Source organism: Sphingobacterium alimentarium (assembly GCF_004342685.1).
Taxonomy (GTDB): domain Bacteria; phylum Bacteroidota; class Bacteroidia; order Sphingobacteriales; family Sphingobacteriaceae; genus Sphingobacterium; species Sphingobacterium alimentarium.
In genome coordinates this window covers 19,598-32,970 of record NZ_SMBZ01000010.1, presented here as the reverse complement: position 1 = coordinate 32,970, position 13,373 = coordinate 19,598, and the positions used below count along the sequence as shown (strand labels likewise).

Genomic DNA, 13,373 nt, shown 5'->3' with positions numbered 1-13,373 from the left:
GCGTTGAGATCAGGGCAATAAAGCCCCTCAAGTTTTAAAATCTATGAATTCACTAAAAATATCTGCTTTAGAATTAGCAACTATTTGTAAAAATAGCAACCCCTCCGAAGCTATCGAACGTGCGGTAGAAGGAGCTCAACATATTGAAAAATTAGGCTACGAAAGGATGTGGTTCGCGGAGCATCACAATATGCCACATATCGCAAGCTCTGCGACATCTGTACTCATCGGACACATCGCTGGCAAGACTAGCACACTTCGTGTCGGTTCAGGAGGTATTATGTTACCCAACCATACTCCATTGGTCGTGGCGGAGCAATTCGGTACTTTAGAAAGTATCTATCCCGGTCGCATCGACTTAGGCTTGGGTCGTGCGCCAGGCACCGACCAATTGACGGCTATGGCTTTACGCAGAAATAACTTAAATACATCATTTTATTTCAAAGATGATATCTTAGAATTGCAGAAATATTTGGATGAGAACAATGTAGATGCAAAAGTTCGTGCTTTCCCGGGAGAAGGTCTAGACATTCCAATTTACATTCTAGGATCAAGTACTGATAGTGCTTATCTCGCGGCTGAATTAGGGTTACCATACGCCTTTGCAGCGCACTTTGCTCCTGCCATGCTCAGACAGGCATCAGCGATCTATCATGAAAAATTCCAACCTTCGCAATATTTGGAACAGCCTTACTTTATCATCTGTGTAAATATTGTGGCTGCAGATACTGTCGAAGAAGCGAATTTCCTGTCTACGAGCTTATTCAACATGTTTGCCGGAATCCTGACTAATCTGCGCAAACCGCTATCTCCGCCTACCGAAAAGCCTATTTACGACGGCATTCCAGAAATTGAACAAGCAGTGCAAAGTATGGTAAGCTGTACTTTCATCGGTACAGAAAAAGAAATTCGGGAAGATGTGCTGACTTTTGCGGAAGAATACCAGGCCGATGAAATAATGACGACAAATTATATATTTGATAATCAAAAACGTTTGAAAGCTTTTGATATTATTGCAAAGGCACTTATTCAAAATTAGAAGATGAAGAATTCTGTACTAATAATTTTATTGGAGACATTTTTATTATTTAGTTGTAATAATAGAAATGAAAGTGATAATACACAAGATTCTACTGTTATCGAGTTGCCAGAATTAACATCAGACAGCTTGGTCGTTGAAACAGAAATCTCTGATGAGACAAATGTAGTGGAAGATGTGATTTTATTTCCTGCCACCTATAGAATATTAAATAGTACAGAATTGAAGGATAAATTAGCTTCTGCGAAATGGAAAGAAATATATAAGAAAGATGGAGTTTACCAGATCGCATACGCTATGTATTATTTATCCAAAATTAATGAGGATCCATGTTCGGGCTATCCGGCACAGGTAATCGAATCAAACAACAAGGCTTTATTGTTGTTTAATATTCCACAAATCCAACCCGGTAAATTGGATACAGTAGCATTTTCGAATGCCATGATAATGCCAAATGAACCGTTTAAATTTGAGTTTAATAGCAAAAGTTACACATTACAGGCTTCCGGAATAACATTTTACGGAAACAATGGTAGCAATCCAAATGGAGATTATACTTTAAAATTGTTTTCGGAGAAATATCCAAAAGGTTTGACACTAATCCATCAAACAGAATATAATGACACGAGCACAGAGTTGGTCGTAATTGCGGATTTCGACAAAGACGGTTTACCTGATTTTATCTTTTCAAGCCCACGAGACTATGAAGAAGAACGCTATTTAATTATTCTATCTTCGGACAACACGACTTATATTGGAGACAGACAATTTGATTGTTAGAATTATCTATCAATTCAGATTAATTTATTCATCAATAACACCACCACACTATACAAATACTAAAAATGTCGCCTTGGAATATTTTGGTAATGGCATATGGAAGCACAAAACTTACAGCCAAAAGATTTCAGCGTCGAGTTTTGCCTACTTTTGCGACCAAAAGTAGGATGCCTGCCCGGCATAGAGGGCAATTTTACTAAAATCTCTACCCTTCCAAATTCAACAAACTATGCTGAGTCGCGGTAAAAATATTCCTAAAAACTATATTCAGTTCATTATCTCTCTGTGCTCCAGATATTCCTACTAAAGGGAATAAAACAGTTACAGATTCTCTGATTTCTTTCACTATCCTTCTAGATTCTGATGCTATTTCTACCAAAAGTTCTGCATTAATATTATCAGGATTTTGATTTACTTCAAGCCATAAAGTGTTTATTAATGAAACAGCGTTCGAAGTATATCCTTCCGATTTTTGTTGATAGCTATCAATTTGGCGAAAACGACTTTTACTGTATTTATCAGCCCAATCGGGATTTTTAGATTTATCAAAAAAGTACTTTTCAACCAGATCCAAAAAACGTTGGTACATACCCAAATAATTAGGGAGCAAAGTTAATTCTGCAAAAGTCATAAACGGTATTTTGTATAAAGCAGAATCTACCCTATTTTCTGAAGGTTTTAGTTCAAAGGCATAAGATTTATCTACACTTACATTATCTAATGAAAAACTATGTGAAGCCGTACATTCCAAGCCAAAAGTATCCCAGTCGTAATGAATCAAAACGTATTCTTTGGGCACAAAGAAAGAATATACTACAGGCTGGCCAGCTACATCTACTCTTTGGGCATTCCCATCGAAAACAAATGCATTCAAAGTAAAATGTGTCAAATGAGGTGCGCCAGTCGCGTATTGCCAAACACCGGTAAGATGATACTGCTCACCATTCCAAACTGCCTTTCCATTTGCTCTTCCACTGCCGCCAAAACATACCTTGGGATCACTAAAAACAACGCTGGCCAAATCGGTATTGATAAAACCAGAAAACATATTTGCTCCCGAGCAGAGTGTGACGGTCCAGGCAAATGCACCATCGTAATAAGCTATTTCTTTGATTAAATTAAATCCATCTAACAAACTTAATTTTAAACCATTATACTTACTGCTAACCCAAATATTAAACCAGTTTTTCGCATAAATAACTTCCAGTTGTTCGGGCACTAATTGCTTAGCTTGAATGGATTTTGCTTGTGAATCGCGGATTACGGCTATTGTTTGTTCGTCTAGGTACATATTATATGGTTTTAGCTTCAAGTTTCATAATTCCTTTCCATTTGATATAGCCAAAAATAGCTACGGTAAATAGAAATGTAGTCAGTGCGGCAAATAGATATAGATCTTTGTGAATCAATAAAGGAATAGCGAAAGCATTACTGATATTGAGCAAAATCCAGTTTTCGATTTTTCGTCTAGCTAATAGCCACATGCCTGCCCACGCGGTAGCAGACACCCATGCGTCCCAAATAGGCACATCAGAATCTGTGAATGTAATAAGCGAAAAATAAAGGATGAAAAATCCACCAAATACGATGGCCAATACGATGCTCCAATCTTTTGGTGTGCAGGAGGTTATAGGTTGTTCTTTCGCTATCTTGTTGGTTTTCCAGTACCACCAGCCATAAATACTCATGATGAGGTAGTACATATTCAAGGCGATATCGGCATATAATTTAGCGCCGAAAAGTACATACATACCCGAAATTATCCCTAAGATGCCAAAGAGGTAATTGGACACCTTATTATTTTTGCTTAAAAGTACTTGAATAATGCCACACAGCACCGAGAATCGCTCCAGCCAGGAGGTAGCTTGAAAGGCTTGAATAATTTGATTGATAATTTCCATTTAAGTGTGTTATATTTTTTAAACTACACTTACGGAAATGCTATAATTTACAGCTAGTAGAAATTAATCCCTACGCCAGCATTACCTGGATCAGGTTCCTTCCGTCACAACGGAATTGGGTATAATCTCAGCTTAAAAAGTAGAGCCTTATAGCTCTACTTTAGCACCCCATAAGTTTCTTATACTTATATTAATCCATTTTCAATACGCGTTGCGAATGCTCACGTACTTCGGCACACAGTGCTGGATTCTCATTTAATGATTGCCCCCAAGAAGGAATCATTTCACGTAATTTATCTTTATATTCTGAAGATTTCGCTCTATCAGGGAAACACTTCTTCAATAATTGAATCATGATCGCCACAGATGTAGAAGCACCCGGTGAAGCACCCAATAATGCCGCGATAGAACCATCAGCACTAGAAACCACCTCGGTACCGAATTCTAATACACCACCATGTTTAGGATCTTTTTTGATAACCTGTACACGTTGACCTGCTTTTTCGATAACCCAATCTTCCATTTTTGCTGTAGGCATGAATTGCTTCAAAGACTCTAATTTGTCTTTTGGTTTTTTCATTACCTCCGTAATCAAATATTTAGTCAAGTCGAGATTATCCAAACCTGCGGACAACATCGGTTTGATGTTAGATAATTTGATTGAAGCTGGCAAATCAAAGAAAGATCCTTGTTTCAAGAATTTAGTAGAAAATCCTGCATAAGGACCAAACAATAAAGCTTGTTTTCCGTCAATATATCGGGTGTCCAAGTGAGGAACTGACATTGGAGGCGCACCTACTGAAGCTTTACCATACACCTTAGCTTGGTGTTTTTTAATGATTTCCTCGTTTGTACATCTCAACCATTGTCCACCTACTGGAAAACCACCATAGCCATTCGCCTCCGGGATACCTGATTTTTCTAATAACAACAGGGAGTGACCACCTGCTCCGATAAAAACAAATTTGGCCTTGATTTCGCGTTTTTCTCCCGTTTTTAAGTCTTTTACTTCGACTTCCCAACGTCCATCATCCTCACGGTCTATATCTTTTACTTCTTGATTGACAGAAATATTAATGTTGGATTTCGTAGCCAAGTGAGCAATTAAGTCTCTCGTCAAAGCCCCAAAATTCACATCGGTACCGATATCCATTTTTGTAGCAGCGATAGGCTCATTACCTACTCTACCTTCCATCATCAAAGGAACCCATTGCTCCAAAAGAGCGGTGTCCTCTGTATATTCCATTCCTTTGAAAAGCGTCTGTTTGGTTAATGCCTCATAACGTGTCTTCAGAAACTGAACATCATCAGCACCAAATACAGCACTCATGTGAGGAACTTTGCGGATAAAATTTTCCGGGTTCTTGATAACTCCTTTTTCCACCAAATAGGCCCAAAATTGTTTGGACACCTCGAATTGCTCCGCAATTGTGATGGCTTTATCGATTTTCACTGAACCATCAGCTTGTTGCGGTGTATAGTTCAATTCACATAAAGCTGAATGGCCAGTTCCCGCATTATTCCATGCATCAGAACTTTCTGCCGCTACCACGTCCAAGCGCTCTAAAATCTCTATATCAATATCTGGATTTAACTCATTGATCAATGTACCTAGAGTAGCACTCATAATACCTCCACCAATTAGCACTACATCAACTTCTGATTTTTGTTTTTTCTTACCCATGACTAGTATAAATTCCAACAAAATTAACATTCATAAATCTATCTAACGAAAGATTTTGTCAATTTATGCTCATATAATTTGAAACTTATCAATAAAAAGTCAACCTACGTTAAAATTTAAAATTCACTGTCATTATTTAATAAGTTAGTACAATTTCAAAATTTGTGTATTTTTGTTGCTAAGGGTTCGGTCAACAACACCACCTCATGTCAAGGGAATAGAAAACTATAAAAATTTATATATGAAATTATTAGAGGGAAAAACAGCTTTAGTAACCGGTGCTTCTAAAGGAATCGGTCGTAAAATCGCCGAAGTATTTGCTCAACAAGGCGCTAATGTGGCTTTCACGTACCTTTCGTCGGTAGAAAAAGGTCAAGCACTCGAACAAGAGTTACAAGCATTCGGCACTAAAGTAGTAGGTTATCGCTCAGACGCTTCAAAATTTGATGAAGCAGAAAAACTTATTAATGACATAGTAGCAGATTTTGGAACTATCGACATCGTGGTAAACAATGCGGGTATTACGAAAGATGGTTTATTATTACGTATGACGGAAGAAAACTGGGATGATGTGATCAATGTAAATTTGAAATCTATTTTCAACGTTACTAAGTCAGCTTCTAAAGTCATGATGAAACAACGTAAAGGTTCGTTCATTAACATGTCTTCTGTTGTGGGTATTCAAGGTAATGCAGGACAAGCAAACTATGCAGCTTCGAAAGCGGGAATCATCGGCTTTACCAAATCAGTAGCTAAGGAATTAGGATCACGTAATATCCGTGCCAATGTAATTGCTCCAGGATTTATCCGTACCGAAATGACCGACGTATTGGATCCGCAAGTAGTAGCAGGCTGGGAAGCAGGTATTCCATTGAAGCGTGCTGGCTCGACAGATGACATTGCTAATGCCTGTTTATTCTTAGCATCAGACTTATCATCGTACATCACTGGACAAACTTTGTCTGTAGATGGCGGTATGGTGTAACCAAAACTTCTTGATGTCTTGTTGAGCGAAGTATAAACAACACTTAAAGTTTAGGAATCCTCAACTGATTCCACATCATAATTATACACTGATCTTATTATTGTAATAAAATGATAGGAAGCGTCTCAAAAATTTGAGACGCTTTTTTTATACTTATATTTGCGCACTATGATAGCTAAAGATTTAGTATTCTCCATTCGCAACGAAGATGATTTTAATCAAATTGCTTTGAAAGTTTTTCAATACCAACTTGAAAATAACAACGTATATGCGCAGTATGTACAGCATCTAAATATTGACATTTCGGCTATCCATCATTACACACAAATACCTTTTCTGCCTATACAATTTTTCAAAACACAAACTGTTTCAACATTACCCAATCAACCTCAAATAACTTTTACGAGCTCAGGTACTACGGGTATGATCAGCAGTCAACACCATGTTTATGATTTGGAATGGTACGAAACAAGTTTTAGAAAGGCTTTTGAGCAATTTTATGGCAATGTGGAAGAAATAGCCCTCTTAGCACTCCTCCCATCCTACTTAGAACGAGAAGGGTCATCGCTTATTTACATGGTAGATGATTTGATCAATTCATCTCGGCAGCCAGAAAGCAACTATTTCCTGTATAATCACGCAGAACTTCATGACATTTTACTTCGATTAAAGCAGAAAGGCACAAAAACCTTATTAATCGGAGTGACCTACGCGCTCCTGGACTTTATTGAAAAGTACCCTATAGATTTTCCGGAGTTAATCGTGATGGAGACTGGTGGGATGAAAGGCAAACGCAAGGAAATGATTCGAGAAGAGCTTCACGATATATTGTGCAGAGGTTTTGGTGTCTCATCCATACACTCTGAATATGGGATGACAGAGCTCCTTTCTCAAGGATATTCTTATGGCAAAGGGATTTTCCAAACACCACCTTGGATGAAAATTTTAATACGTGACACCAATGATCCGCTAAGTCTAATCCACAACAGCAGTACGGGTGCTATTAATGTCATTGACCTAGCCAATATTCACTCCTGCGCATTTATAGCTACACAAGACCTGGGTAAAATCTATCCCGATCATACATTTGAAATACTAGGAAGGTTTGATAATGCTGATATTCGAGGATGCAACTTATTAGTCCAATAAGCAAGTAAGGCGGAACCTCCCGATTCCGCCTTACTTGGTATTACACTATATTATTGAAGACTTGGATCATTAAACGTATTGCCGGCATTGAGATCGCCGGATTCATAACCTTTTTTAAACCAATACATACGCTGTTGAGAGGATCCGTGGGTGAACGACTCAGGATTAGCATAACCTTGAGTACGTTCCTGTATATGGTCATCACCTACAGCCGCTGCGGCTTGCATCCCTTCCACGATATCGTCATAGGTCAGCTCTATACTGGTTAATTTATTGACATAATGCGCCCACACACCAGCATAAAAGTCAGCTTGCAGCTCAGTCATTACCGAAATTTTGTTGTATTCGCGTTCGCGCATTTTAGAACGCATGGCATTTGTCTGCCCCAATACACCGGTCAGATTTTGAATATGATGACCTACTTCATGCGCAATGACATAAGCCAAAGCAAATTCACCCTTAGCACCGAATTTTGTATTTAGCTCGCGGTTGAAACTTAAGTCCAAATACACTTTTTGATCTGCGGGACAGTAGAATGGACCGAATGCCGACTGCCCAACCCCACAACCACCTGTTTCGTGCGCATTTGTATACACGAGTAGCGTAGGCTTCTGGTAATTTTGACCTGCTTGCTTAAATAAATGAGTCCACACCTCATCCGTACTTGTTAGCACAATTTCGGAAAATTCCATCAGACGATCCTCTTCGGGCGTGGATTGATATTCTCCCTGCTCTGTAGTCAATCCTCCCGCTCCTTGCATTTGCTGCAATAGCAGTCCGGGATCTCCTCCCATGAATAAGCCTATCAACAATACAATTACTCCACCAATACCACCAAAAGCTAATTTTGTTCCGCCAGACATACCACGTCTATCTTCGATGTTACCTCCTTTGCGACCTCCTTGCCATTTCATAATTTATATATTTGATTATTAATTTTAATTCAATATTACAAATTCCTTACCAAAAGCGAAAAGAACTTGACCAAAATAACATATCCGACATATATCGGGGATAATTCGTATTTTTGGCTTTTTATTTTAACCTATCATGAGTTTAGAAAAACAACTTCAAGCAAGAAGCGGCAGCCAATGTGAGTTGTGCACGAGCACATCCAATCTTAGTGTATATGAAGTTCCGCCGGTGTCGATTACAAATGCTGATAATAGCGTATATGTATGTCAAACTTGTAAGTCCCAAATCGAAAAGACTGAACAAATTGACGCCAACCACTGGAAAGTATTGAGTGAAACAATGTGGTCTGAGCATCCAGCAGTGCAGGTGATGGCATGGCGGATGTTGAGCAGACTTCGTAATGAAAGCTGGGCAACGGACAATTTGGACATATTGTATTTGGATGATGAAACATTGGAGTGGGCTAAGAAGACAGGCGATCATGAACAAGATGCGACCGTAGAATTTCATCAGGATTCAAACGGCACACGCCTATACGAAGGGGATACCGTGGTACTCATCAAAACTCTAGACGTGAAAGGTTCATCAGTAAATGCTAAATTAGGAACCGTAGTGAAAAACATTCGTTTAGATCCAAACAATACAGATTATATAGAAGGAAAAATCGATGGACAAACTATTGTTATCCTCACCAAATATTTAAGAAAGGGCTAAACTTTTTTGGTCATTTATACAAAATAAAGCGAGCTGTACATTTGACAGCTCGCTTTATTTATGCCACTTTTCTGGACTCACCCCTATTTTCTTTAGAATTTATCAATCAATAATCAAAATTTCTTCTCTTTTAAATTTAAAGTATGAAGAAAACCTAAATGTCCTATTTCTTCATCAATATTAATCACCGGAAACATTATAAAGAATTAAATTAAAGCATATTTACCTACAAATCAAACAATAACACACTCAAAAACAACTCTCCTTAAATATATTTTGCAAAGAGAATTATTTTAAGCAGTGCAGCTTAGCTCAAAACGGGATATTTGCATGAATATCAGTGAATCCTCTCATAGCTAAATGGTTATTTGGCTCATGTTCAATTATTAAATCTCGCTAACATTACTAACTATTTTTAATATATTTTGCGTATAACTATAAGAGTATCGTGCCAATTAGAAAAACATCACAATTAAGGTATTTATTATTATTTGTGATAATAATAACGTTAATCATGCTTTGTAGTATTTTCATCTCACAATATAGACAATACAACGAAGTAGAAGATCGGCTGAATATGGCATACGCCAATAATTCGAAATCTTCCCCTACCCTTTACAAATTATTTTCGACCTTTTCGGAAGTAGACAATTTATTCAGTTTATATGCCAACTCCTTTGACGAAGCCAATCTGAAAGCCTATCAAATTAAGCTAGACACACTTAGTCAAATCATCCATTCCTTGGATACGGTATTACCACCTCAGGAAAATCAAAAAGCGCAAAAAGAAATAGCCATTTTGGATCAATCGCTTTCCTTGGAATACATTAATTTAAAAAAGAAAATAGAAGATCTAATTCTTTTTTCGGAGGAGGAATTGCCGGAGAATAGCTCCGACTTAAGAACGGTTCAGCGCTCTTCAGTACTCAACGTCGATTCAGCAATAAACCGAATTTTGAATGATACTACAGTCAACTCACTGTCCAATGCCGATACCATTGTATTCAAGAAGCAGCGTCTTTTTGACCGAATATTTCGTGCTAAAAATGATACTTTACTGAATACCAACAATTCTACTGTTTTGAATATTAATCAAATTGATATTGTACACAAAAACATTGAGAATATTATTCGGACCAATGAAGCTTCATTCATTAATAATTTTCAAAGTCTGCGAAGAATCTACCTGCAATCCAAATAGCAGGAAAGGAAACTTATTACTATGAATTATAATCTGATCAATGAGCTGAAAAACACCATAGAGAATATTCGTGAGCTGGAGTTCAAAAAATTCCGTGAAGCTGAAAAATCAGATTATATCTTATATAAATATAATATCAACAAATTCAGGATATATGCAATAATAGCTCTCGGCGTCATTATACTCATGCTTTTGTTTATTATTTATTATCAATATGTCGTATCCAAAATCGAGCGAAAACTAACAAAAGAAAAAATATATGCTTCTCAATTAGCAGAAGAGAAAACCAATCTATTGGCAAATATCAGCCACGAGATTCGTACGCCACTCAACTCCCTTAAAAGTGTTATTAAATTATTGTCTAGCAACGAAAAAGAAGATATTGACAAAAAATTATTGATCAATATTGAGTACGACATTAATAACATCAATAATACCGTCAACGACATTTTAAATCTCAGCAAAATCGAATCCAATGCACTTCCTGCCGAGCTGGATGATGTTTATATCTCGCGAATCATTGATGATACCGTAGGCTTACATAGATATCAAGCGGAACAGAAAGGATTACAATTGGTTAATGAAAACATGCTGGATCCTATGCTCATGATTTCATCCAATGAGTTTACGCTAAGACAGATTATTTCTAACCTGGTAAGTAATGCGTTGAAATATACACCTAAAGGCTCAATCAGAGTTGTCAGTAAGATTGTAAAAAACAAAATTATTATTGATGTGATTGATACAGGAGAAGGAATTCCTGAGGACCAATTGGATCAAATTTTTAGAAAATATTATACAGTCGATGGCGAAAGAGCAAAAATAGGCTTTGGCTTGGGGTTACACATATCAGAATTATTGGCCAAGCAAATCGGAGGAAAGTTATTGGTGAAGAGTCAATTGGGTGTGGGATCCGTTTTCTCACTGAAGATTCCTTTCACTCAAGCTAGAAAGAAGAATTCCGGAGCTCCCGCAACGTCTAATGTATTACCAGTAGAGACCTCCATACTCGTGGTCGATGACATAAAATCAACCTGCTTTTGGCGAAACAGCTTTTCAAAGATTATAAAAATATTAAGCTTTTTGAGGATCCAGAAGAAGCGGTTTCTTATATTGAAGAATATAGACCAATGTTGGTAATCACGGACGTACATATGCCAAAACTTACAGGCTGGCAGGTATTAGAAAAAATTAAATCTAATAAAGAGTTGAGCCAAACTAAGGTCATGGCCAATTCTGCGGAACAAAGTTTTACGAAAGACAACGAAGCACCCTATCAGTTTGATGCGGTACTAGATAAGGGATTTGACCTCCAAACATTATCCACTTTGTACAATAGCTAAGAATAAAAACGAATAATGCCAGCCGAAAGGCCTGGCATTATTCTTTTATCAAGGCTCGATCCAGATGCACATATCCCCCATCCACATGAATAAGTTGCCCAGTAGTATGGCTGGAGCAATCTGACAAAAGAAATACAGCTGTATTCGCTATCTCTTCGACAGTCGTCATACGATTTTCTAGCGGAATACGATCTGTAATCTTTTTTAATGTTTCGGCTGGATTATCCAATGTTTCTATCCAGGTATCATACTGTGGAGTCGCACATTCGGCCACCACAATGGCATTTACACGAATCCCATAGGGTAAAAGTTCAACGGCCCATTCACGGGTGAGTGCATTGCGCGCACCATTTGCAGCAGCATAACCGGAGGTTCCGCCCTGACCAGTTTCGGCCGTCTTGGAGTTGATATTTAAAATGGTACCTTTTGTTTTTTTTAATGCCCCTAAAGCATGTTGAACGGTCAGGTAATAATGCACTACATTCTTATGGTATGATTCTATGAAACCTTCATAACTGCCATTTTCTAATCCAACTCCATCGTTCTGACCTGCATTATTCACCACACCATCGATACGGCCATAATGAGCTAGTGCAACTTCTACAGCAATTTTACTTTCTTCGGGATTGGATAATTCAGCTTCTACGCAGAGACATTTTCCGCCTAATGAAAGAATCTCTTGTTCGACTATTTTGTTGTCCTGCTGCTTTCTTCCCACGATGAGAGAAATCGCTCCCTCTTTGGCTAATGCAAGGGCAATACCGCGTCCGATGCCTTTAGCAGCACCCGTCACAATAAAAACTTTGCCTGTTAAGTTTAGTTTCATAGCAATTATTTTAAATTGTAAAATTTTGAGGCATTTATTCCCCAGAACATATCAAGTTCCTCTGCAGTAAAATCCTGCAAATTCTCCGCAACAATTTGGACACTTTGTTCGTATGAAGCTGCCAACAAACTTACTGGCCAGTCCGAACCGAAACATATACGATTTTTGCCAAAGCAGCGGATCACATGATGAATATAAGGTTCAAACTGCTCTACACGCCAATTGGACCACTCAGCCTCTGTGGCTAATCCGGAGACTTTACAATACACATTAGAGCACGCGGACAATTCTTCTATAAACAAAGCCCAATCATCAAATTCTTTTGTTCTGATTGCAGGTTTTGCCATATGATCCAATATGAATTTCTGTGCAGGATTAGCACGTACACAAGCTAGGGTACTGGCATAATGTCTAGGATGAATGAGCAAATCATATGTAAACCCATATTTTGTCAATTGACTAATGCCATTCTGAAATGCATCGGTTGTAAGAAAATCTGCATCCTGCTCCCCTTCCACAATATGTCGGAATCCTTTAATTATATCATGTTGGGCAAAATCTGCAAGATATTGTTCTACCTGTGGCGATCGTAAATCCACCCAACCTACTACACCCTTGATCATTTTGTACACTTGTGCAAGCTCTACCAGAAATCGTGTCTCTTGATGTGACTGATCCGCTTGTACAGCTACCGCACCATCGAAATGATTATTTTTTAGAATATGTGAAATATCATTGGGTAAAAAATTACGACGGATGGTAGACATTTCTTCTGTTATCCACGCATCGCGCTGTGAATCATATAACCAAAAATGTTGATGTGCATCTATTCGCAT

Annotated in this window: 14 protein-coding genes; 8 read left to right on the top strand and 6 right to left on the bottom strand. The window is 38.0% G+C overall.

The window, feature by feature from the left end; genetic code table 11:
- Positions 1-43: 43 nt before the first annotated feature.
- Together EDC17_RS05425 and EDC17_RS05420 are read left to right on the top strand one after the other, a co-directional pair.
- Entirely contained in the window at positions 44-1,039 is a 996-nt protein-coding gene (locus EDC17_RS05425) for an LLM class flavin-dependent oxidoreductase (protein WP_132777133.1), read from the top strand.
- Between the two features lie 3 nt (positions 1,040-1,042).
- Positions 1,043-1,819 (top strand): hypothetical protein, encoded by a 777-nt coding sequence (locus EDC17_RS05420; protein WP_132777132.1) that lies wholly within the window; start codon positions 1,043-1,045, stop codon positions 1,817-1,819.
- A 205-nt stretch (positions 1,820-2,024) separates the two neighbouring features.
- Here EDC17_RS05420 and EDC17_RS05415 read toward each other — a convergent pair whose 3' ends face one another.
- The 3 genes from EDC17_RS05415 to EDC17_RS05405 all read right to left on the bottom strand — a co-directional run bounded on the left by EDC17_RS05415 (position 2,025) and on the right by EDC17_RS05405 (position 5,404).
- A complete protein-coding gene (locus EDC17_RS05415; protein WP_132777131.1) occupies positions 2,025-3,110 on the bottom strand; it encodes an acyl-CoA dehydrogenase family protein in 1,086 nt (361 codons plus the stop codon).
- A 1-nt stretch (position 3,111) separates the two neighbouring features.
- Complete coding sequence (gene pnuC, locus EDC17_RS05410; protein WP_132777130.1) at positions 3,112-3,720, bottom strand: nicotinamide riboside transporter PnuC; 609 nt, start codon at positions 3,718-3,720, stop codon at positions 3,112-3,114.
- 190 nt (positions 3,721-3,910) lie between these two features.
- Positions 3,911-5,404, bottom strand: coding sequence for a malate:quinone oxidoreductase (locus EDC17_RS05405; RefSeq protein ID WP_132777129.1), 1,494 nt, complete (start codon positions 5,402-5,404; stop codon positions 3,911-3,913).
- A gap of 241 nt (positions 5,405-5,645) precedes the next feature.
- Here EDC17_RS05405 and fabG point away from each other — a divergent pair, with 241 nt between their 5' ends.
- Positions 5,646-6,389 carry a 3-oxoacyl-[acyl-carrier-protein] reductase gene (gene fabG, locus EDC17_RS05400; protein WP_132777128.1) on the top strand — a complete coding sequence of 248 codons (744 nt, stop codon included), beginning with the start codon at positions 5,646-5,648 and terminating at the stop codon, positions 6,387-6,389.
- A gap of 168 nt (positions 6,390-6,557) precedes the next feature.
- Positions 6,558-7,538 carry a long-chain-fatty-acid--protein ligase gene (locus EDC17_RS05395; RefSeq protein WP_132777127.1) on the top strand — a complete coding sequence of 327 codons (981 nt, stop codon included), beginning with the start codon at positions 6,558-6,560 and terminating at the stop codon, positions 7,536-7,538.
- A 50-nt stretch (positions 7,539-7,588) separates the two neighbouring features.
- Here EDC17_RS05395 and ypfJ read toward each other — a convergent pair whose 3' ends face one another.
- Entirely contained in the window at positions 7,589-8,452 is an 864-nt protein-coding gene (gene ypfJ, locus EDC17_RS05390) for a KPN_02809 family neutral zinc metallopeptidase (RefSeq protein WP_132777126.1), read from the bottom strand.
- A 136-nt stretch (positions 8,453-8,588) separates the two neighbouring features.
- On the opposite strand from ypfJ, the gene EDC17_RS05385 reads away from it, so the two are divergent.
- From EDC17_RS05385 to EDC17_RS05370, 4 genes are all read left to right on the top strand, one after another.
- A complete protein-coding gene (locus EDC17_RS05385) occupies positions 8,589-9,167 on the top strand; it encodes a PhnA domain-containing protein (RefSeq protein ID WP_132777125.1) in 579 nt (192 codons plus the stop codon).
- 514 nt (positions 9,168-9,681) lie between these two features.
- On the top strand, positions 9,682-10,368 hold the full coding sequence (locus EDC17_RS05380) for a hypothetical protein (protein WP_132777124.1): 687 nt from the start codon (positions 9,682-9,684) through the stop codon (positions 10,366-10,368).
- A gap of 21 nt (positions 10,369-10,389) precedes the next feature.
- Positions 10,390-11,508: a sensor histidine kinase gene (locus EDC17_RS05375; protein ID WP_132777123.1), complete on the top strand. Its 1,119-nt coding sequence runs from the start codon at positions 10,390-10,392 to the stop codon at positions 11,506-11,508.
- Positions 11,409-11,711, top strand: a complete 303-nt coding sequence (locus EDC17_RS05370) for a response regulator (RefSeq protein ID WP_165894368.1) — start codon at positions 11,409-11,411, stop codon at positions 11,709-11,711. Before EDC17_RS05375 ends, EDC17_RS05370 begins: the two co-directional genes overlap by 100 nt.
- Positions 11,712-11,748: 37 nt before the next feature.
- Here EDC17_RS05370 and EDC17_RS05365 read toward each other — a convergent pair whose 3' ends face one another.
- On the bottom strand, positions 11,749-12,537 hold the full coding sequence (locus tag EDC17_RS05365) for an L-fucose dehydrogenase (protein ID WP_132777121.1): 789 nt from the start codon (positions 12,535-12,537) through the stop codon (positions 11,749-11,751).
- A 5-nt stretch (positions 12,538-12,542) separates the two neighbouring features.
- Positions 12,543-13,373, bottom strand: coding sequence for an amidohydrolase family protein (locus tag EDC17_RS05360; protein WP_132777120.1), 831 nt, complete (start codon positions 13,371-13,373; stop codon positions 12,543-12,545).

What these genes read in the sequence shown, in the direction of transcription:
- EDC17_RS05425 (WP_132777133.1), top strand. Translation starts at nt 44, where the DNA reads ATGAATTCACTAAAAATATCTGCTTTAGAATTAGCAACTATTTGTAAA.
- EDC17_RS05420 (WP_132777132.1), top strand. Translation starts at nt 1,043, where the DNA reads ATGAAGAATTCTGTACTAATAATTTTATTGGAGACATTTTTATTATTT.
- EDC17_RS05415 (WP_132777131.1), bottom strand. Translation starts at nt 3,110, where the DNA reads ATGTACCTAGACGAACAAACAATAGCCGTAATCCGCGATTCACAAGCA.
- pnuC (WP_132777130.1), bottom strand. Translation starts at nt 3,720, where the DNA reads ATGGAAATTATCAATCAAATTATTCAAGCCTTTCAAGCTACCTCCTGG.
- EDC17_RS05405 (WP_132777129.1), bottom strand. Translation starts at nt 5,404, where the DNA reads ATGGGTAAGAAAAAACAAAAATCAGAAGTTGATGTAGTGCTAATTGGT.
- fabG (WP_132777128.1), top strand. Translation starts at nt 5,646, where the DNA reads ATGAAATTATTAGAGGGAAAAACAGCTTTAGTAACCGGTGCTTCTAAA.
- EDC17_RS05395 (WP_132777127.1), top strand. Translation starts at nt 6,558, where the DNA reads ATGATAGCTAAAGATTTAGTATTCTCCATTCGCAACGAAGATGATTTT.
- ypfJ (WP_132777126.1), bottom strand. Translation starts at nt 8,452, where the DNA reads ATGAAATGGCAAGGAGGTCGCAAAGGAGGTAACATCGAAGATAGACGT.
- EDC17_RS05385 (WP_132777125.1), top strand. Translation starts at nt 8,589, where the DNA reads ATGAGTTTAGAAAAACAACTTCAAGCAAGAAGCGGCAGCCAATGTGAG.
- EDC17_RS05380 (WP_132777124.1), top strand. Translation starts at nt 9,682, where the DNA reads ATGCTTTGTAGTATTTTCATCTCACAATATAGACAATACAACGAAGTA.
- EDC17_RS05375 (WP_132777123.1), top strand. Translation starts at nt 10,390, where the DNA reads ATGAATTATAATCTGATCAATGAGCTGAAAAACACCATAGAGAATATT.
- EDC17_RS05365 (WP_132777121.1), bottom strand. Translation starts at nt 12,537, where the DNA reads ATGAAACTAAACTTAACAGGCAAAGTTTTTATTGTGACGGGTGCTGCT.
- EDC17_RS05360 (WP_132777120.1), bottom strand. Translation starts at nt 13,373, where the DNA reads ATGCGAATAGATGCACATCAACATTTTTGGTTATATGATTCACAGCGC.